This window comes from Amycolatopsis sp. FU40, from assembly GCF_021903635.1.
Lineage (GTDB): Bacteria > Actinomycetota > Actinomycetes > Mycobacteriales > Pseudonocardiaceae > Amycolatopsis > Amycolatopsis dendrobii.
This window is the reverse complement of the sequence record NZ_CP091381.1, coordinates 1,692,491-1,711,576: the sequence shown is the minus strand read 5'-3', so window position 1 is coordinate 1,711,576 and position 19,086 is coordinate 1,692,491. Positions and strand designations below refer to the sequence as shown.

15 protein-coding genes are annotated in these 19,086 nt (G+C 70.9%); 6 read left to right on the top strand and 9 right to left on the bottom strand.

Translation table 11 applies throughout. The features are described 5' to 3' along the window. The first annotated feature begins 101 nt into the window (after positions 1–101). From L3Q65_RS08885 to L3Q65_RS08860, 6 genes are all read left to right on the top strand, one after another. On the top strand, positions 102–1,469 hold the full coding sequence (locus L3Q65_RS08885) for a cytosine permease (RefSeq protein ID WP_237599307.1): 1,368 nt from the start codon (positions 102–104) through the stop codon (positions 1,467–1,469). After that, positions 1,466–1,873 carry a RidA family protein gene (locus L3Q65_RS08880; protein ID WP_182895084.1) on the top strand — a complete coding sequence of 136 codons (408 nt, stop codon included), beginning with the start codon at positions 1,466–1,468 and terminating at the stop codon, positions 1,871–1,873. The genes L3Q65_RS08885 and L3Q65_RS08880 overlap by 4 nt, the downstream gene beginning before the upstream one ends. A gap of 23 nt (positions 1,874–1,896) precedes the next feature. Then, a complete protein-coding gene (locus tag L3Q65_RS08875; RefSeq protein WP_237599306.1) occupies positions 1,897–2,679 on the top strand; it encodes a creatininase family protein in 783 nt (260 codons plus the stop codon). A 24-nt stretch (positions 2,680–2,703) separates the two neighbouring features. After that, positions 2,704–3,285 carry an NADPH-dependent FMN reductase gene (locus tag L3Q65_RS08870; RefSeq protein WP_237599305.1) on the top strand — a complete coding sequence of 194 codons (582 nt, stop codon included), beginning with the start codon at positions 2,704–2,706 and terminating at the stop codon, positions 3,283–3,285. Further along, positions 3,282–3,956, top strand: coding sequence for a 3,4-dihydroxy-2-butanone-4-phosphate synthase (locus L3Q65_RS08865; RefSeq protein ID WP_237599304.1), 675 nt, complete (start codon positions 3,282–3,284; stop codon positions 3,954–3,956). The genes L3Q65_RS08870 and L3Q65_RS08865 overlap by 4 nt, the downstream gene beginning before the upstream one ends. A gap of 170 nt (positions 3,957–4,126) precedes the next feature. After that, entirely contained in the window at positions 4,127–4,864 is a 738-nt protein-coding gene (locus L3Q65_RS08860; RefSeq protein ID WP_182895080.1) for a twin-arginine translocation signal domain-containing protein, read from the top strand. A 142-nt stretch (positions 4,865–5,006) separates the two neighbouring features. On the opposite strand, the gene L3Q65_RS08855 is transcribed toward L3Q65_RS08860, so the two are convergent. The 9 genes from L3Q65_RS08855 to L3Q65_RS08815 form a co-directional block, all read right to left on the bottom strand. Beyond that, on the bottom strand, positions 5,007–5,702 hold the full coding sequence (locus L3Q65_RS08855; protein ID WP_237599303.1) for a winged helix-turn-helix transcriptional regulator: 696 nt from the start codon (positions 5,700–5,702) through the stop codon (positions 5,007–5,009). Positions 5,703–5,714: 12 nt separating this feature from the next. Then, positions 5,715–6,146, bottom strand: a complete 432-nt coding sequence (locus L3Q65_RS08850) for a thioesterase family protein (protein ID WP_182895078.1) — start codon at positions 6,144–6,146, stop codon at positions 5,715–5,717. Further along, positions 6,143–11,356, bottom strand: coding sequence for a type I polyketide synthase (locus L3Q65_RS08845; RefSeq protein ID WP_237599302.1), 5,214 nt, complete (start codon positions 11,354–11,356; stop codon positions 6,143–6,145). Before L3Q65_RS08845 ends, L3Q65_RS08850 begins: the two co-directional genes overlap by 4 nt. Then, complete coding sequence (locus L3Q65_RS08840) at positions 11,353–12,285, bottom strand: enediyne biosynthesis protein UnbU (RefSeq protein WP_237599301.1); 933 nt, start codon at positions 12,283–12,285, stop codon at positions 11,353–11,355. Before L3Q65_RS08840 ends, L3Q65_RS08845 begins: the two co-directional genes overlap by 4 nt. Next, positions 12,282–14,195, bottom strand: coding sequence for a CRTAC1 family protein (locus L3Q65_RS08835; protein WP_237599300.1), 1,914 nt, complete (start codon positions 14,193–14,195; stop codon positions 12,282–12,284). The genes L3Q65_RS08840 and L3Q65_RS08835 overlap by 4 nt, the downstream gene beginning before the upstream one ends. Further along, positions 14,192–15,124 carry a DUF1702 family protein gene (locus L3Q65_RS08830; protein WP_237599299.1) on the bottom strand — a complete coding sequence of 311 codons (933 nt, stop codon included), beginning with the start codon at positions 15,122–15,124 and terminating at the stop codon, positions 14,192–14,194. The genes L3Q65_RS08835 and L3Q65_RS08830 overlap by 4 nt, the downstream gene beginning before the upstream one ends. Next, the gene (locus L3Q65_RS08825; protein ID WP_237599298.1) at positions 15,124–16,392 is read right to left on the bottom strand and encodes an AarF/ABC1/UbiB kinase family protein; all 1,269 of its coding nucleotides are present in this window, start codon (positions 16,390–16,392) and stop codon (positions 15,124–15,126) included. The genes L3Q65_RS08830 and L3Q65_RS08825 overlap by 1 nt, the downstream gene beginning before the upstream one ends. Positions 16,393–16,683: 291 nt before the next feature. Continuing rightward, positions 16,684–17,802, bottom strand: a complete 1,119-nt coding sequence (locus L3Q65_RS08820) for a cobalamin-independent methionine synthase II family protein (RefSeq protein WP_237599297.1) — start codon at positions 17,800–17,802, stop codon at positions 16,684–16,686. 253 nt (positions 17,803–18,055) lie between these two features. Beyond that, the gene (locus L3Q65_RS08815) at positions 18,056–19,078 is read right to left on the bottom strand and encodes an LLM class flavin-dependent oxidoreductase (RefSeq protein ID WP_237599296.1); all 1,023 of its coding nucleotides are present in this window, start codon (positions 19,076–19,078) and stop codon (positions 18,056–18,058) included. Between the last annotated feature and the right edge of the window lie 8 nt (positions 19,079–19,086).

Here is a 19,086-nt window from a genome sequence, read left to right as displayed (position 1 = left end):
CAGCGGCCTCTTGACATCTCGGGAAGGCACAGCGCAGGCTGTGCCAGCCGTGTTACCTATATCAACACTTCCGTCGCAGGGGGCTCTCCGCTGGAGGACAGATGGTCAAAGACGCCCACGCAGTCCGCCCACCCGCCGTGTCCGTCGAGCACCACGGCATCGAAAGGATTCCCGACGACCAGCGCCACGGTTCGCCGCGCTCCGCCTTTTCCCTGTGGTTCGCGGGAAATCTGCAGTACTCCGCGCTCGCGGTCGGCGCCATTCCCACCGCGTTCCTCGGCCTCGGCTTCGGCGAGGCCGTCCTCTCGCTGGCCGTCGGCATCCTGATCGGCAGCGTCCTGCTGGGCTTCGCCGCCTCGATGGGACCCCGCGCCGGGGTGCCGCAGATGATCCAGTCGCGGATTCCGTTCGGCTACTACGGCAATTTCCTGCCGGTGCTGCTCCTGTGCCTGACCGGCCTCGGCTACTTCGCGGTGAACACCGTGCTCGGCGCCTACATCGTCCGCGAACTGTTCGGGCTGCCGTTCCTGGTTTCGCTCGTCGCGGTGGCGGCGGTGCAGATCGTCATCGCGATCGTCGGGCACGATCTGGTGCACCAGGCCGAACGCTTCCTCGCGATCGTCGCGTCCGTGCTGTTCGTGATCCTCACCTGGTACGGCCTGGCGAAAGGCGATCTCGCCGCGCCGGGCGACGTCCTGCACCGGGGCGCGGGCGGAGTCGCCGGAGGCATGCTGACCACCGTCGCCCTCGCTTCGACCAGGACGTTCGGCTGGTCGATCGGCGGTTCGGACTACACGCGCTACCTGCCGCGCGACACGTCCCGGCGGCGGGTGCTGCTCGCGGCGTTCTCCGGCGCGTCGCTGGCCGGGCTGTGGATGGCGGTCGTCGGAGCGGCGATCGGCACCGTGATCACTGTGGACAGTCCGACCGACCTGGTGGCGAAGCTGATCCCGGCCGGCCTCGCCGCCGTCATCCTGGTGGCACTGCTCGCGGCTTCGATCTCCGGCAGCGTCCTGGACATCTACACCGCGTCGCTCGGCCTGCTGATGGCGGGTGCGAAGGTTCGCCGCTGGATCTCCGCGATCATCATCGGCGTACTCGGGACCGCAGTGGGTTTCGTCGCCGGGCACAACGCCGGATCCGTCTTCGGCACCTTCCAGAATTTCCTGTTCCTGATGGGGTATTGGATCGGCCCCTGGCTCGGGATCGTCGTCGTGGACGCCGTGGTATTCGGCCGCCAGGAGATCGACCCGCGGCGGTATTTCGACCGCGCCCGGCGGTTCCGCCCTGGCCTGGCGGCGTTCGTGATCGCCATCGCGGTCTCCGTGCCGTTCATGGACCAAAGCCTCTACACCGGCGCGTTCGCGGCGCGCTTCCCGCAGTTCGGCGACCTCACCCCGTGGGTCGCGGGCGCGGTCGCCGCCCTGGCCTACTACCTCATCCGACGCTATCGAAAGGCCGACGAGTGACAAAACAAGCGCTTGGCCCCTTGAAATACGGCACCACGGTCCAGCCATGGGGCAGAGGAGCCGCGGCGGGCGGCTTCGTCTTCCTCAGCGGAATCGACGGCGTCACCGACGAGCACGGCCGGCCCGCCCACGGGGTCGCCGCGCAAACCCTGGTCACGCTCGACCGCGTGCACCGGCTGCTCGCCGACGCGGGCGCGGACTTCGAGGACATCGTGCAGTTCGACCAGTTCCTCGCCGATCCCGCCGACCGCGCGGAGTACATGCGGGTGCGCGACGGCTGGCTGGCCGAGCACGCGCCGAAACTGCTGTCCGAGCGTTCGTACGCGTCGTTGCTGATCTACCCCCCGCTGGCCACCCCGGAGATGCGGGTGGAAATCCGGGCCGTCGCCTATCTCGGCGCCTGAGCGCGCTGGAAGGAGAATTCCTTATGGCTTCACGGTTCTTCGCCGAGCTGCGGGCCTCGCAGGTCGAGGCAGCGTGCGGGCCGTCCTCGATCGCGGTGCTGCCCGTCGGCGCGATCGAGCAGCATGGCCCGCACCTCCCGCTGGCCACCGACGCACTCGTCGCCGAAGCAGTGTCGAAAGAAGTCGTTGCCGCCCAAGGCGAAGACCTCTGGCTGCTGCCGACGATCAGCTACGGCCGCTCTGTCGAACACACGTGGGCGGCCGGAACCCTTTCCCTGTCCACCGCGACTTTCGCCGCGGTGCTCGACGACATCGGACGTTCGGTCGCCGCCGCCGGCATCCGCCGGATCGTCCTCGTGAACGGCCACGGCGGGAACGTGTCCGAGATCCAGACCGCGCTGCGCGATCTGCGCTTGGCCTACGGCCTCCTGACCTTCGGCATCAACGTTTTCCTCGCCGAGGAGCACGATCCCGCCTGGGCAGCGAGCGAGGACGGGCTCGGCGTCCACGGCGGCGCCGCGGAAACGTCCCTGATGCTGCACCTGCGTCCCGACCTGGTCGACCTCTCCGCCGCGGAACGGCGGATCCCCGCGCGGATGGCCGGCAACGTCCACGCCCGATTCGGCGGCAGCGTCGCTTTCGGCTGGCTGGCCAACGATTTCGGCGCCGAGGGCTACCTCGGCGACCCGACCCTGGCCACCGCCGAAGCGGGCGCGAGCGGGTTCAAGTCGATGGTCGCCACCCTGGGCGACCAGCTCGCGGAAGTCGCCCGCTTCGACTTCCCCGATTCCGCCCGATCGCGATAACCCACCGCAGGAAGCCGGTTCGCCATGCATACCGTCCAGGAACCCATGATCGTGGGCGTCGGCGGCACCGTCCGCCCCGACTCCTCCTCCGAACGAGCCCTCCGCGCGGTCCTCGGCGCCGTGCGGGCGCACGGGGCTCGCACCGAACTGTTCACCGCGCGAGACCTCGATTTCGCCATGTACGAACCGGATCTCGCGCATCGCTCCCCTTCCGCGACCGCGTTTCTCGACGCCGTCCGCCGCGCCGACGGCGTGCTGATCTCGACGCCCGGCTACCACGGCGGACTGTCCGGCCTGCTCAAGAACGCCTTGGACTACCTCCAGGACCTCGCCGACGACGACCGTCCTTACCTGCACGGACGCGCCGTCGGCTGCATCGTCAGCGCGTACGGTCCGCAAGCCGGGGTGACGACGTTGACGTCGCTGCGCTCGACCGTGCACGCACTGCGCGGCTGGCCGACCCCGCTCGGCGTCGTGGTCGACTCGACTGCCCAGCCGTTCGCCGCCGACGGCCGTGTCGCCGACCGGAAACTCGCCGCCCAGCTCGCGACCGTCGCCGAGCAGGTGGCCCGGTTCGCGACGGCGGAGATCCGGACGGTCGCATGACGCTGCCGGTTCAAGCGACTTCGCTCGACGTACGCCCGATCGACGCTCTGCTCGATGCCCTCGCGCGCGGCCAGCCGGTCGTGCTCACCGCCCTCGAGGACGCGGCCCTCGTCCTGCCCGCCGCGGAGGCGCCCACCGCGGCGCTGGCGTTCGTCATCCGGCATTCCTCCGGTCTGGTCGGCGTCGCATTGCCCGGCGATCGGTGCGACGCGCTCGAACTGCCGCCCATGCGACCGAGTTTCCGCCACGACGACCAGCGTGGCTGGTGTGTCGCGGTCGACGCCGCGAATGGCGTCGCCACCGGGATTTCAGCCACGGACCGGGCGGAGACGATCCGGCGCCTCGCCCACCGCGACACCCGGCCGGAAGACCTCAACCGGCCAGGACACGTGCTGCCTTACGCCACCCGTCCGGACGGAGTCTTCGGGGTCCCCGAAGCGAGCGTAGAACTGTGCCTGCGAGCCGGACTGCCCGCTGCGGCCGCGTTCGCCGCGCTGGTCAGCCCCGAAGATCCGACGCGAATGGCGACGCCGGGCGAAGCGGCCGCCTTCGCCGCCACGCACGGGTTGCCGCTACTCGATTCGGCTGCGGCGGGCCGTTCCGGAATCCCGCGCGACGCATCGTGTCGTGCGCTCTCGGCGGCCGGTTCCGGCGAGCGACACCCGACCTGATGACCGGTGTCGCCTGTCCGGCTGGCGCACTCCCCCGGGTCCGGTCGCCATGGGTCGCCGAGGACGGACACGACCGGGTCGATCTTGCTCCGGGCCCTGTTCGCCAACGCGGGCACTACCTTAAATTCAAGCGAGCCAGAGTCTTCGAAACGCACCCGCGGAGGTAGGGGATGCCTGCTCCGAACGACGAGAAACCCGACCAGCCCGGGCAAGGGTCCGGCAAGGACCGGCGGGACTTCCTGAAGGGCGCCGCCGCCGCGGCCGCGCTGGGAGTGGGCGGGGTCGCGGCCGGCGGCTTGCTGGGCGGGCAGCAGGCCCAGGCCTTCCCGCAGCAGACCGGTCTCCCGCCGATCGGGGCGGAGATCCCGTGCAGCTGCCTGGCGATCAACACGCCGCTGCAGATCCGGACCTCCCTGGTGAGCGTCGATTTCCGCGGCGGGATCAAGGTGCGGGTCGACGTGAACCCCGACGACCCGGTCAACTCGGTGCGGCTGCGGGTGGTCGGGCACCGGGTGTCGGCCGAACTGCCCGGCGGCGACAGCGCGGAGCAGGGCGGCGGCACGATCACGATCGAGCAGAACGACGTCGACGTGGACGCCAAGAGCCTGCTCAAGCTGACCCAGCGGTTCCCGCCGCGCTTCGAGCAGGTCATGGTGCTCAGCTTCACCATGACGATCGACCAGCCCGACGACATGCTGCGCCGGGCGGGCATCCGGTCCCGGAAGGCGTACGAGCCGCTGGTGCTGACCACGAAGGACCCGGGGCTGCTGGTCGGGAAGCTGACCCAGTTCCCGCCGCGAGGGGATCTTTACCAGCTGCAGAACCCGATCGACCTGGTGCTGCCGGACGACCCGGACACCACGATCGCGACGATCCAGAAGTTCCCGGTGAAGGTGGGCGGGCTCTGAGGTCTCGGGCGTGCTGAGCGGCCCGGTTCGTCCTTGCCGGGCGGGCTGGGTCGCTTTGCGAGGTCAGGGGGTCGGGAGTGGGATGGCTGCCGGTGCTGGTGCGCGTTTCCGGCGGCGTGGGTCTCGTGAGTGTTCACCCCGGTTAGAACCGGCGCAGCCGCTCACGAACCATCTGCTCGGGCCGCGCCATCAACCCCAGCACGGTCGAGCAGCGCACCACTGCGTCCGGGTCGCCGGAGAACGTCAGCTTCCCGGTCGCCAGCGCTTCGAACGGGCCCAGCGCCCCCGCGCCGATCCGGACGAAGGTTGTCGCGTCGGTGCGGATGCTCAGCGCCGGGGCCTCGGCGGGGCCGCGCGCCGTGGTGAGCGCGCCGCGGTCGACGGTCAGGTGGAAGGTCTCGGCGTCGACCTGGAATTCGTAGGTTTCCGCGACCGCCGGCAGCCGGCTCGCGTCCGCCATGGACTGGACCGCCAGCAGGGCCCAGTGCGGGCGCGTGACCATGTCCGCGCTCGGTTCGCCCAGCAGCCCGATGCCCCATTTCGACAACGCCAGCACGGGTTCCCGCAGCTGTTCGCCCAGCGGGCCGAGCCGGTAGGCGTGTCCGGTGCCCGTTGCGGAGCGCTCGACGATTCCGGCGGCGCCCAGCTTTTTCAGCCGGTCCGCCAGGAGGTTGGTGCCGATGCCGGGCAGGTCCGCGAGCAGCTCGGTGTAGCGCCGCGGGCCGAGCAGCAGTTCGCGCACGATGAGCAGCGTCCAGCGTTCGCCGACGGTGTCGAGGGCGGCGGCGAGCCCGCAGTACTGGCGGTACTGCCGTTCTCCTCGGGCGGTGGTCGTCACCAGCCCAGCGTACTACTGGATTTTCAAGTACGGCGTCAGGGCTGTCCGCAGCTGTCCGGGGACCGGGACCGGTTCGAGCCCGGCGGGCCCGCGGGTCATGCAGGCGACCGACTGATGGCCCCGGGCCACCAGCTGGGGCACCGCGACCTCGGTCCGGTAGTAGTCGAACGCCATCGCCACCCGGTTGCCCTCGAGTTCGCTCAGGGTCATCCGCAGTTCGACGACGTCCCCTGCGGTCAGTTCGCCGAAGTACTCGCAGCCGCAGCCGGTGGTGACCACGGCGAAGCCGTCGGCGAGCGACGCGAGGACGTCCGGGGCGTGCTCGGCGAGGAAGCTCTCCCGGCAATGTCCTTGCCAGCGAATGTAATGCGCGAAGTAGACGTTGCCGACGAGATTGGTCTCCTCCAGCGTGACCGGGTGGCGGTACCGGTAGGCGGGAGTCATGCGACGCCGCCAACCGTCAGCAGGGCGATCGCGATCGGCAGGCGGTAACCGTCCACAGTGAACACGGCCGAGGCGATCCGCGCGTCCCCGGCGGCAAGGACGAGCCAGCCGCCTTCGTAGGCACCGGAAAACCTTGCTTCCGAAGGACTCGCGCTCACCTGGGTCAGGCACCGCGTCACAGTTGAGGACCGTGCGGCCAGGCGCTCGGGCGGCTCGTCGCACGGGCCCGAGAGGACGCGGAGCAGCCGGGCGTCTGGTGATTCACGAGGTTCCACGAATTCCCAGGCACAGGCTGCCGGACAGGAACTGCCGGCGTCCACGGTGAATGGTTCGCCGATCGATACGCGCAGGGACGGATCTAGCCCGAGGGCCACCGCTGTCCGGGTGATCGCCACCGATAGCAAGGAAGACGACCAGGGCCGGTCGTCGGGCAGTGCGCCGGTGTCGGCAAGGCGCAGGCCGGTCCAGTGAACGGCGGTGCGGCCGTTCGCGTCGGTGGCGACGACATCCCAGGTGTAGCGGCCGTCGGCGGCGTGTTGTTCGGTGCCGCGGAGTTCCCGCGGGCCGGTCGCGCGGGGGTCGAAGTCGACGCGGTCGCAGGCGACGGGCAGCAACCGCCGCGTCGGGACGCAGGATTGAAGGACGTGCACGGTGGCGTCGTGGGCGGCCGGGTCGCCGAGAACCGAGGCGAACCAGGGCTCGTCGTTCGGGGTGATCGCGGCCCGGCAGGACCACGGGTCCGGGACGGCTGCCGCGGTGACCCGGCGGAACGGTCCGTTGTGGAACAACAGCCGGTCGTACAGTTCGGCCGGCTCAATTCGGCCGTGGTCGGCAACCGCCGGTGAAGGTGCAGTGTTCTCGTTGCAAGACAACGGGAAAGTGGCGGTGAAGTGGTCCGTTTGGAAGGCGGATTCGGCACAGCGCAGCACGGTGGTGATCACGTCGCCGTCCCGCAGCGCGCAGACTCGGACGACGTGCTCTCCGGTGTCGGGAATGACGACCGGCCGGTCGAACCGGACATCGGACGCCGTCGTCAGAGCCCGGCCAGCGACTGTGGAAGCGGCTTGCGCCATGGCTTCCAGCCCGACGACGGCGGGCAACAGAACCGCTCCGTCGACCCGGTGACCGTCCAGCCACGGCTCGGTGCGCAGGGAAAGCGTCGCGTCGGCGACGAGTTCGACGCCGGGGTGGCCTGCGCGGATCCGTTCCAGGAAGCGGCCCGTTCCAGCCGGGAACGCGGCGCCGAGCCGTCCGTGCACGGACACGTCGGCGGGGGTCGACGGCGTGCGCAGCAACCGCAGGAACAGGCCGGTTCCTTCCTCGACCGGGATCGGTGCGGCACCGGAGCGGGCGAGGACCTGCGCCGCGCCCATGCGTTCGGCCATGCCCGCGCCGGACCACGCGGACCAGGCGATGTCGAGCACCCGGCAGGACGGCAGCTCCCGCGCGAGCCGCCGGGCTTCGGCGCGCAGGAGGCCGTTGGCCAGCGCGTAGTGGCACTCCCCCGCCATCCCGGCCGACCCGATCACCGAGCCGAACGTGACCAGCAGCCGCAGCGATCCGGGCGGGACGGCGGCGAGCAACGCGCGGAGCCCGGTGACCTTCGGGCGCAGGTGCGCGCGGATCCGATCCGGCGTCAGGTCGGAGAATCGGGCGGGTTCGTTGATGCCGCTCGCGTGCAGCAGCGCGGTCACCGGGCCGGTTTCGGCGGTGAGCTTTTCCACGGCGAGCGCGACGGCGTCCAGGTCGCCGACGTCGGCCGCCTCGTAGGCGACGCGGATCCCGTCCGCCCTGAGCCGGTCCAGATTTGCCCGGAGGAGATCGTCGGTCTCCGGGTGGGAGCGGCCGAGGACGGCGAGGGCGAGTCCGGTCTCGCCGGCCAGGGCGTGCGCGCACTCGTAGCCGATGCCTTTGCCGCCTCCGCTGACCAGGAGCACGTCTTGGTCACCGAGGAGTATGTCGTCCGGCTTCGCGGCAACAAGCTGTTCGCGCGGTTCGTACCAGGCGCCGTCCTCGCCGAGGACCAGTTCGCGGAAACGGCCGGGTTCGGCGTGGAGTGCGGAGAAATCCGCAGTGCCGGCCGGGACCTGGGCGAGGGTGATGCCGACCCCGGGGTGTTCCTGGTGCAGCGAACGGAAGAAGCCGCTGATCGCGCAGTCGTGCGTCACGACGACGAGCGCCTGGCGGTGCAGGGCTTTCCGCCCGGCGTCGAGCAGTGCCTCGACGTCTTCGGGGTCGGCGAGGCACACGGTTTCCGTCGGACGCCACGATTCCGGCCGGGCCGGCGCCAGGACCTCGGCGAAACAGCCGGTCCAGGGCCGCACGCCCGGCGTCTCCGCATCGGGTTCGGCGGTCTCCGGGAGCCGTTCGATCTCCGCGATCACCTCGCCGACCGAACTGTCCGCGAACGCCATCGACACCGACGGCAGCTTCCGGCCGAGCGCCGACGCCGCCTCGACGACGAGTTGGGTAGCCCGCAGCGAACTCAGGTTGAGGTCGGCGAGCAGGCGGGCGTCGGAGCCGATGAGCGCCGCATCGAGTTCGGTGGCCTCGGCGAGCAGGCCGGTGATCGTCGCGGCGGCGTCGCGAGCCGGCGCGGCGTCGAGCGCCTCTCGCGGGGCGGGGATCTCCGAGGGCGCCGCCGAACACGGGTTCGTCAGGAACTCCGGTTCGCGGTCGAGCTCGATGGGACGCGCGGCTCGTCCGGCGAACCAGCGGACGAGGTCCACGACGGCTCCGGCGGCGAACAGCGCGGCGGCGGAATCAGCGGACGCGCGGTCGCCGGCTTCGCCGATGTCCAGGCTGACCGCCGCCCGCCCGGCCAGGGCACTCAACGCACGGCCGGGGCCCGCTTCGACGAACAAGTCCGCGTCGACGGCCTGTACGGCGGCCCGGAACTGCACCGGCGCGCACAACTGCCGGACGAGCAGTTCGACGAGATCGTCCTCCTCGGTGAGCGGTCGGCCGTGCACAGTGGACACCACCGTGCGCCGCACCGGAGCGAGAGCCATTCCCTTGAGGAAAGCACGCCACGGCTTGATACAGGCAACCATGGCGGGGCTGTGAAAGCCGTGGGACACGGGCAGCCAGGAGACGCGGAAACCGTGCTGCTCGGCCGTGTCCGCCACCATCCGGAGTTCTTCCACGGAACCGGAAAGCACCTGCGACAGAGCGGAGTTGTCGGCGGCCAGCACGACATCGGTCCCGGTGCCGAGCGCCTGCGCCTCGGCCGCACTCGCCGCGACAGCCAGCATTCCGGTGCCGGACCTGCCGTACGTGCCCATGATCCGGCCGCGTTCGACGGCCAGCCGTTCACCGTCCTCAGTGGACAGACAACCCGCCCACGTGAGCGCGGCCAGTTCGCCGAGACTGTGTCCGATCGCGGCGCTCGCGGTCACGCCCAGTTCGTCGAGCCGCGCAAGCGCCGAGGCGCACGCCCGGTAGATCGTGGGCTGAGCGAGCGTGGTGTCGGCCGGTTCCGCGCCGCTCGCGCCCTGTCCGGGGAACAGCAGCGCGACCCGGCCTGGCACGGCGTTGCCCAGCCAGCAGCCCGGAGACCTCGAGAGCCGGCCGTGGGTCAGCGTCGGCGCCTCGGCTGCCGCGCGGGCGGCGAGCGAGCCCAGCTCAGCCGGGGTGCGGGCGACCAGTGCGGCCCGGACTGGCCCGGCGGCGTCCCGGCGGCCGTACTGGCAGGCGAGGTCGTGCAGTTCGGCTCGCGACAGCCGCGGTGCCGCTTCTGCGATCCGGCTCAGTTCGGCAGCGACGCGCGCCGGGTCCGGCCCGCTGACGGCGAGGACGTCGAATTCCGGAGTCGACCGATCGGCCACCGGAGACCGCACCGGCCGGGTCCGCGTCGGGGTGCCCAGCACGACGTGGGTGTTGATGCCGCCGAACCCCATCGCGCTCACCCCGGCGAACCGGCGGCCTTCCGGCCAGGGCTCCGCCGCCGACAGCACCCGCAGGGTCTCGCCGAGTGCCGGATGCGAGGTCGCGCAGCCGGTGGTCGGCGGCAGCAGCCCCGAAGACACGCTCAGCGCGGCCTTGAGCACCCCAGCGGCTCCGGCGGCGGCCTTGGTGTGCCCGATGTTCGCTTTGACCGAGCCGAGCGCGGCGGCCGACGAGGCCCCGGACCGGACCCGGTTCAGCGCCGTCAACTCGACGAGGTCGCCGACCGCCGTTCCAGTGCCGTGTCCCTCGTAGAGTCCGATCTCGGCGTGCTCGATCCCGGCCATCTCGCCCGCACGGCGCAGCGCGAGCAGTTGTCCGTCCGGCTCGGGCCGGGTGATACCGCCGCGGCCGTCCGAGGAGACGCCCCAGCCGAGGATTTCCGCGTACACCGGCAGTCCCGCCGCGCGGGCGTCTTCGGCGCGGGCGAGCGCGAGCATTCCGCAGCCCTCGCCCGGCCAGAAACCCGCCGAACGCTGGTCGTAGATCCGCATCTCCTCGGCAGCCAGCGCACCGGTCTTGGCGAAGCCGACCAGCTCGAACGGGTCGAGCGACAGGTCCACTCCCCCGGCCAGCGCGAAATCGGCGCCGCCGTCTCGCAACGCCCGGCAGGCGGTGATCACCGCGAGCATCGACGAGGCGCACGCACCGTCCACGGTGTACCCGCCGCCGTGGAAACCGAAGTGGTTGCAGATGCGGCCCGCGATGGTGTTGGCGAGGCTTCCGGCCAGCGTCTCGTCCCCGACCTCGGGAAATGCCGCCAGGTACCGCTTTTCGACCTCTGCGAGGTCGGCCTCGGGCAGCGTCGAGCGCAGGACGTCGCGAACGTAGGGCCAGCGCAGCCGCAGCGTCCGGGCGCGGGTCATTTCGCCGGTCAGGCTGTTGCCGACGACGACGGCCACCCGGTCGGCGTCCAGGCCGGCGCCCGCCGGATGACCCGCGTCGGCCAGCGCCCGGTCCGCGGTTTCCAGCGCCAGCCAGTGCGCGGGGTCGGCGGCGCGGAAGGTCGAGCCGGGGATCCGGAACGCCTCCCGGTCGAACTCCCAGTCCGCCAGCACCGCGGCCTGGGTGCTGTACGTCCGGTCCGGGACGCTCGCGTCGGCGCTCCAGTAATCCGCCAGATCCAGCCGTCCGGGCGGCAACCGCCGGAACGCGCGGCGCTGGTGGAGCACGGTTTCCCACAGCTGCGCCGGGTCGGCCGCGTCCGGGTAGCGGCAGGCCATCCCGACGATCGCGATCGGCTCGCCGGGTTCGCGGCGGGTCATGCGGGTTCCCGGGCCGGCACCGGTTCGGCGGCGGTGCGCTGCGCCGGGACCAGGACCGTCCACTGCGGACTCTTCCGGGCGGCGACCGCGAGCACCACGGCCCGCAGCGCGCAGGTGATCGTCAGCGCGAAGAACAGGCCGAACACGACGTGGAATTGCACGAGCACGCCGTACACCGCGGCAGTGGCGAGCCCGAAGCACACCTGGTTCCGTCGCGAGGACGGCGTGGTGCCCGGGTCGGTGATCATGTAGTTGGTGAACAGGACGAACGCCGTCCCGGTGATCGGCAGTACCGCGCTGACCAGCGAAATGTCGGTGAACAGCGCGCGCACCAGGGCTTGGCCGAGAAAGCCGCCGACCCAGCCGAGGATCAGCGGGACCTTGCCGGTGAGCTTGGCGTTGAGCATGGTCCCGGCGATCAGCAGCACGGCGGGCACGATCGCGCCCCACCAGCCGGTGACCCATTCGGTGAACTCGTACGGCGGCGCGATGCCGACCCAGCCGAACAGCAGCAGGACGACGACGATCCCGACGTTGCTCGGGTTCAGCACATGCCTGCTCTTGCCGCCGATCCGCACACGCACGACGTATTTCGAAGCGACACCGACCACCGAGGCGAGCACTGTCGGCATGAACCGGTCGTTGGCGTACAGCAGCATCGCGCACGCCATGCCGGTGATGTAGGCGGGAAGCAGGAAGTCCGCCACCGCGCCGGGTTTGCCGAGGTAGCGCGGGCGGCGCCGGGCTGTCGCGGCCTCCACCGACTCCAGCACGATCTCCGCGGTCAGCGCGGCGAAGACGGCGACCACCGGGGTGAGATACGCCTGTTCGAAGCCGAGCACGGTGTGCCCGAGCACGGTCAGCACGGTGATCGACGCGCCGAACCGGCGCAGGGCAGCGGAACGGCGTTCGCTCGGCGATTTGGTCACCGGTCCTCCTCGATGGTGCCGTCGGGGTTGAGCCGCAGCTGGTGCCAGCCGGGCGGGAGCGACACCGAACCGTCGTGGCGGTGTCCGCAGCCGTCCCGCCACGCCAGGCGGACCGGCACCGCGGAAGGCGGCTGGCTGCCCAGGCCGAAGTGCAGGTCAGGGGCGTTGACGCCGTTGTGCCCATTGGCCGGGTACACCTGTTCCAGCCGCTTCCCTCCGCCTGGCGCGGCGACCTCGGCCTCGGCCCCGATGGCAGGCGAGATCGGCCCGCCTGTCCCGCACGCGTTGCCGCCGACAGGTTTTCGCAAGCGCAGTCCGAGAAATGCACCGGCTGGCGAGGTGTTGCGGTACAAAGCGGACGGCGCCCACTGATTGGCGACGACGAAGTCGAGCCGCCCGTCACCGTCCACGTCGCCGACCGCGAACGCGCGGCTGACCGCGTCGGTTCCGACGCCGACCTGGTCCGCGACGTTCACGTAGCGGCCGTCCGAGCCGCGGGCGAAAAACGAGTTGTGGTCGTGGCCGGACAGTTCGGCGCCCTCGGTGAATCGCGGCCACAGCGCGGGATGGCTGAGCACGAGGTCGTTCGACATCGCGGTCTCCTGCAACTGCGCCCACCGGTTCGCCTCGCCCGCGACGAACCCGGTCGCGTGCATGACCTCGTCGGAACCGGAGTTGGCGAAGTCGGCGGCCTTGACGTCCCACGACCATCCGGTGCGGGACAATCCGAGGTCCTCGCTGCGGTCGTCGTAGGGTGCCACGCCCTCGCGCAATCGAGCGGCTGTTCCGGATCGATCCATAGTGGACTGGTAGGCGAAGTTGCTTTCCTGCAACGCGTACGGCTCGGTGATGTTGCTGACCAGGATGTCCGGAACGCCCTTCGCGTCGAGGTCGGCGAAGGCCACGCCCATGCCCTTGAACGAATCGTTGCCCAGCACCTTCGACTTCGGCGTCGTCGCGTGCCTGGTTCCCGTCGCCGCACGGAACGCGACGCGGCCCGGAGTCGATTCATTGACCAGCAGATGGTCAGGGCCGAAGTCGTTGGCGACGTACAGATCCGGCAGCCCTCGGCCGCCGATGTCCTGGGCGCCGAGCGCGAGCGCCCACCCGGTTCGGGTGCCCGGCGGGAAAGCGTCGGGCGCCTCGGCGAACCGTCCGGAACCAGCGGAGCGGAACAGCCGGAGCGTGCCGCCGTCGGCGGCGTGGGACAGCGAATCGTTCATCATCAGTTCCGGCTGGTGCGCGCTCGGGTCGAGCACGCGCGCGCCGTCCGGGAAATAGTTGCCGAACACGAGATCGGGGTGGCCGTCACCGTCGAAATCGCCGATCGTGGCCGAGTTGGTGTTCCAGACCCGCCACGGGCTGACCAGCTCGCGCGGCCGGAACGCCGCCGCGGACGGCGTGGCCCCGGGCATACGCTCGAAGACGACCGGAGAACGGCCCCAGTAATAGACGATGACGTCCTGGCGGCCGGTCTCGTCGACGTCCGCGGGCAGGCAGCCCATCGGAGCCGCGAAGGACGGCATCTCCAGCCCGGTCGGGGTCAGCGTGAACGGCTGGTAGCGCGCGCCGGTGCCGGGGGCGGGTTCCACGGTGACCGTGTCGGTACGGGGATCTACCAGGCAGACGTCGTGCGCGACCGGGCCGCCGTCCGCGGCGAACAGGGCGGTCGCCGCGCCCACCGAGGAGACCCACGACCGGATCTGCTCGTAGGCCGGGGCGACGGTGCGCACGTGCCGTCCGCCGGGTGCGTTGTCCGGGCTGACCGGTGCCGCGGCGAACGAGAACTGGTGTGCCAGTTCGGCTCGCTCGGCCGAGGACGACTGCGGAACGACCGTGAACGCGAAGACCGCCGCGCAGCCGAACAGCGCGACCACGCGGGCCAGATGCCGGCGCAGAAAAGGTCTCATCGGCTCTTCCTCTCCCAGAGATACCGGATTTCCGCGCGCCAGCGCTGGTAATGCGCGAGCGTGGACGGAGCGGGCAGGCGTCCGAGCGCCCGGTCGGTCCAGTCCGCGGCGACGCCGGTGCTGGTCCCGGCCAGCACCTCGGCCGCTTTGTCCGTGTGCGCGGGCACGATTCCGCTGACCCGCCGGGCGGCGCAGGCGAACGCGCAACCCTGCGCCAGATGAGCGCGGAACGGCCCGGACAGGTCGGCGAGGCGGGCGAGTTCCCCGGCGTCGGCGCCGCCCGCGTACGTCGCGGCGAGGCCGATTCCGCTCCACAGGTCCGGCCGCCGTTCGACCGGGAATTCCGCGATCCGCAACGCGACGCCGTCGGGGTCGGCGCATTCGCAGAACCACAGCGCCCGGCCGAGCCCCTGGTCGCGGATCCGCCGCGGTCCGGACCCGACCCCGGGTTCGACGCGATGGCGGCCGACTGCCCGGTCGGTGTGGAAAAACCCTTGGTGGAAGCCGAATCCGTCCCAGGCCAGCCACCGCAGCAACGGATCCGTTCCCGCGCTCCGCGACGGGCGCAGCCTCAGCCGGGCGTAGGCCCAGCCGATGCCGACGTGCACGAGGTGCGGATAGTCCGCGGCCGGTCCGTTCAGCAGGGCGGCGACCCGTCCGCGCCGGGCCGGGAGGAGCAGGTCCAGCAGGGCGCAGCCCATTCCCGCGCCCTCGAAGGCGAACCCGCGCAGCTCCGGTTCGAGCGCGGACACCCGCTGCCCGAGCGCGTCCCGGCCCGGTTCGACCGAGGCGTTCAGCCCGGTCAGGAACGCTCGCCCGGACGCCTCCAGGACGCCGCGGGCAGGGCCGGGGCGAAGCCGGAACCGGCGCAGCCCGAAATCGACCTGCCGCAGGTCCTGGCACAGCGCCCGGGCCATGACGCCGGGCATCACCGCGTTTCCTGGGGCACGGCCACGACGCGTTCCATCAAGGCGGTGACCAGCATGGGCCGGGCTTCGCGCTGGAAGTCGACGTCGGGATGGAACTCGCGCACTGTGCCCTCCAGGACCAGCAGGGACAGAATCGGGAACACGAACTGCGGATCGGCGTGGAGACCGTGCCCGCGTTGGAGGTCGAACAGCTTGGCGGCGAAGGAAACCAGGTCGAAGTCGGCCGCGCTGCGTCCGGTGTGTTCCGCCACCAGCGCGGCAAGGTCGGCGCGGAACCTCGCGGTGTCGGAACCGGGCGGAGCTTTCGCCGTCGACAGCACGATGTCGGCGCAGGCTTCGCCGTCGCCCTGGCTCATGCAGTAGAAGAACGCCGCGAACTTCTCCCGCGCGGGTTCGGACAGCTGGACGGTGAAACCCGCGTCCAGCACGACGATCGAGCCGTCTTCGCGGAAGTAGAGATTGCCGGGGTGCAGATCGCAGTGGACCACGCCGTCCAGGAAGAGCATCCGGTACACCGCGCGCAACGCCGTGACGACCGCGTTCCGGCGCTCCGCCTCGCCGAGTTCCTCCGGACGGCGACGCGCCAGGCCGTCCAGGAAGTCCATCACCAGAATGTCCTCAGTGGACAGTCCGGGGCGCACTCCGGGCACGGTCACTCCGTCCGCGACGCTGAGCGCTTTCCGGAAGCCTTCGAGCCGCTCCGCTTCCCTTCCGAAGTCCAGTTGCGCGCGAATGCTCTCGGCGAGCTGCGCGGCGACGGCGGTGACCGGCACGCCGCGCAGCACCGGCAGCCGGGCCGCCACCCGTGCGCCTCGTTCCAGCATCGCGAGATCGGCCGAAAGGGACCGGACGATCCCCGGCCTGCGCACCTTGGCCGCGACCGCCTGGCCGTCCGGGAGGTCCACCCGGTACACGCAGGCGATGCTGCCCGCCCCGACCAGCCGCGGCACCCCCGCGCCGAACCTCAGCGCGGGCGGCAGCGTGCGCGGCGGAGCCGGGCGAACCTGGTCGTGCAGCCGGGAAAGCGCGCGACATGTCCGAGGCGGCAGAATGTCCGCCCGGGTGCTCAAAAGCTGGGCAGCCTTCACGAACGCCGGGCCGAGCGCCGCCACCGTGTCCGCCAGCCAGGCGTCTGGGTCGAACCGTTCGCCGCGCAGCCACGCCGCTGCCGTCGCCGGTCCCAGCAGCAGCGACCGTCCGGCGAGGACCGCGAAAGCCCGCGCCGTCCGCAGCGCCACCGCGCCGCCGCTGATTCTCGGAAACGTCATCTCTCCCCTTCGCCGTCCGGGCTGACTGCCGACGAGTGACGTTACAACCAGTAGCGCTGAGAACGCGCCCTGTTACCGCAGGACCATCCGTTCCGGCGAAACCGGGCCGGAAACACCCGGCCGGCAGTACTTTTCCCTTTCGTGGCCGGGAATCCGGCCCGGTTCGCCGCGCGCACTCGGCCGCGGGTCACGGCCGCCGCCCCGGTCGTGCCCCCGCTTGCCCCGATCCAGGCACGGAAAAACACCGTGCGTAGTCACCGCCCGGCGGATTTCCCTTGCGCCACGCGATATTCAGTCGACAGCGGCGGCCTGGTGCGCATCCTGGCCGTTGCGGGCAGCCGGAAACCCGACCCCGAGCTGGTCCGCCGCGAGCGCAGTGCCTTCCAGCCGCGCGCGAATCTTGGCGAAGGCCGTCCGCCGCGAGGTCGACTGGTCGTCCGCGAACGGGGAAAACCCGCAGTCGTCGCAAGTCCCCAGCTGCTCCGCCGGGAGGCAGCGGGCGGCGCGCAGCACCCGGTCGCGCACCTCTTCGGCCGTCTCCACCCGCGGATCGATCGGGTCGATCACCCCGACGAACACCCGGATTCCCGGCCGGAGCTGGTCCGCGATGACGCGCAGGACCCGGTCCGGATCGGGCTCGCCGGCCAGCTGGAGATAGAAATTGCCGACGGTGTGCCGGAACAGCGCCGGCAGCAGGTCGGCGTAGTCGACGTCGAGGCTGTGCGTCGAGTCGAGATCGCCGCCGGGGCAGGTGTGGACGCCGATCCGCGCCCGCTCGGATTCGCTGAACCTCTCCAGGACCCGGTTGTTCAGCGCGACGAAATCGCGCAGCACCTGGCCGCTGGGATCGAGCTTGAGCGACAGGCGCCCCTCGGTGAAATCCAGCTGGACGACGTGCGCGCCCGCGTCCAGGCAACCCCGGATATCGGCCTCGGCCCCGTCGGCAAGGTCGTCGAGGAAATTCTCGCGCGAATAGCCGTCGATCCCGGACGCCGGGTAAAGCAGCGACAGCGCGGAAGGCGCGATCACCGCTTGTTTCACCGGCAGGTTCGTGCACTGCCGGGCGGCCCGCACATAGCGCTCGGCGTGCTCCTGGTAGCGGAACGGCCCGGAAGTCAGACAGGGCAGCTGCCGCTGGTGGCCGTCGGCGAACGGGATGACGACGCCGTCCGCGGAAAGGTTCCCCGAGCCCGCGATCGGGTAGGTGACGAAGCTGGGTTTGCGCTGCTCGCCGTCGGTGACCACGGTCGCGCCCAGGCTCGCTTGCGTTTCGATGGTCTCGCGCACGGCCCGGTCGAGAACGGAGGCGAAGGCCGCGTCGCCGAGCTGCCCGCTTTCGCGCGCGGCGAGAGCGCCGAGCAATTCGGGCGAACGCGGGATGCTGCCGATGGGTTCGGAAGGAATGGTCATGCGGCGAGCCTAGGAGCGACCGCACGGAACGGAACAGGAAAAAACACCGGAGAACGCCGTTCTCCTCCTTTCGAGCCATTACCGGTTCGAAAGTGTTGACACGGCGCCGCGGCGAGGAAAACGCTTTATTGGCGCGCCGCGAAAAAGCATTCCAGGCGACGACGCCTTACGCGGTTTTCCCAGGATCTGCGGCCGGAACAGAACGAGGGGACGGCGGCCGATTCCAGCCGCCGTCCCCTCGTCCAGAGTCCGATCAGCGCCAGCCCAGCTCCGGGGCGACGTGGGTCAGGATGCTCTCCAGCACGTGCGCGTTGTAGTCGACGCCCAGCTGGTTCGGCACGGTCAGCAGCAAGGTGTCCGCGGCCTGCACCGCTTCGTCCTCCTTCAGTTCCCGCACCAGTTCGTCCGGCTCGGCGGCGTACGAACGGCCGAAGATCGCCCGGGTGTTCTCGTCGATCATGCCGATCTGGTCGCGCGAGTTGCGGTCGCTGCCGAAGTACGCGCGGTCCAGGTCGTTGGTCAGCGCGAAAACGCTGCGGCTGACCGACACCCTCGGCTCGCGCTCGTGGCCCGCTTCCTTCCACGCCTCGCGGTAGGCCTCGATCTGCTTGCGCTGCTGGACGTGCAGCGGCTCGCCCGTCTCGTCGTCCTTGAGCGTGGAACTCTGCAGGTTCATGCCGAGTTTCGCCGCCCAGACGGCCGTCGCGTTCGAGCCCGAGCCCCACCAGATGCGGTCGCGCAGGCCCTCGGAGTGCGGTTCGAGCCGGAGCAGGCCCGGCGGGTTGGCGAACATCGGCCGCGGGTTCGGTTTCGCGAAACCCTCGCCTTCGAGGAGCTTCAGGAAGACCTCGACGCGGTCGCGGGCCATGTCCGCGTCGGTCTCGCCCTCCGCGGGGGCGTAGCCGAAGTACCGCCAGCCGTCGATCACCTGCTCGGGGGACCCCCGGCTGACGCCGAGCTGGAGCCTGCCCCGCGAGATGAGGTCGGCGGCACCGGCGTCCTCGACCATGTACAGCGGGTTCTCGTAGCGCATGTCGATGACGCCGGTGCCGATCTCGATCTTCGACGTCCGCGCGCCGATGGCCGCGAGCAGCGGGAACGGGCTGCCCGCCTGCCGCGCGAAGTGGTGCACGCGGAAGTATGCGCCGTCGACGCCCAGTTCCTCGGCCGCGACCGCGAGGTCGATCGACTGGTGCAGGAAGTCGGCGGCCGACCGGGTCTCGGAGTGCGGGCTCGGCGACCAGTGGCCGAACGACAGGAAGCCAATGTTCTTCACACATCGTC

Bases quoted from the DNA above. Each gene is read 5' to 3' on its own strand.
- L3Q65_RS08830 (WP_237599299.1), bottom strand. From the start codon at position 15,124: ATGCCCGGCGTCATGGCCCGGGCGCTGTGCCAGGACCTGCGGCAGGTC.
- L3Q65_RS08865 (WP_237599304.1), top strand. From the start codon at position 3,282: ATGACGCTGCCGGTTCAAGCGACTTCGCTCGACGTACGCCCGATCGAC.
- L3Q65_RS08885 (WP_237599307.1), top strand. From the start codon at position 102: ATGGTCAAAGACGCCCACGCAGTCCGCCCACCCGCCGTGTCCGTCGAG.
- L3Q65_RS08835 (WP_237599300.1), bottom strand. From the start codon at position 14,195: ATGAGACCTTTTCTGCGCCGGCATCTGGCCCGCGTGGTCGCGCTGTTC.
- L3Q65_RS08845 (WP_237599302.1), bottom strand. From the start codon at position 11,356: ATGACCCGCCGCGAACCCGGCGAGCCGATCGCGATCGTCGGGATGGCC.
- L3Q65_RS08875 (WP_237599306.1), top strand. From the start codon at position 1,897: ATGGCTTCACGGTTCTTCGCCGAGCTGCGGGCCTCGCAGGTCGAGGCA.
- L3Q65_RS08820 (WP_237599297.1), bottom strand. From the start codon at position 17,802: ATGACCATTCCTTCCGAACCCATCGGCAGCATCCCGCGTTCGCCCGAA.
- L3Q65_RS08825 (WP_237599298.1), bottom strand. From the start codon at position 16,392: ATGACGTTTCCGAGAATCAGCGGCGGCGCGGTGGCGCTGCGGACGGCG.
- L3Q65_RS08860 (WP_182895080.1), top strand. From the start codon at position 4,127: ATGCCTGCTCCGAACGACGAGAAACCCGACCAGCCCGGGCAAGGGTCC.
- L3Q65_RS08850 (WP_182895078.1), bottom strand. From the start codon at position 6,146: ATGACTCCCGCCTACCGGTACCGCCACCCGGTCACGCTGGAGGAGACC.
- L3Q65_RS08870 (WP_237599305.1), top strand. From the start codon at position 2,704: ATGCATACCGTCCAGGAACCCATGATCGTGGGCGTCGGCGGCACCGTC.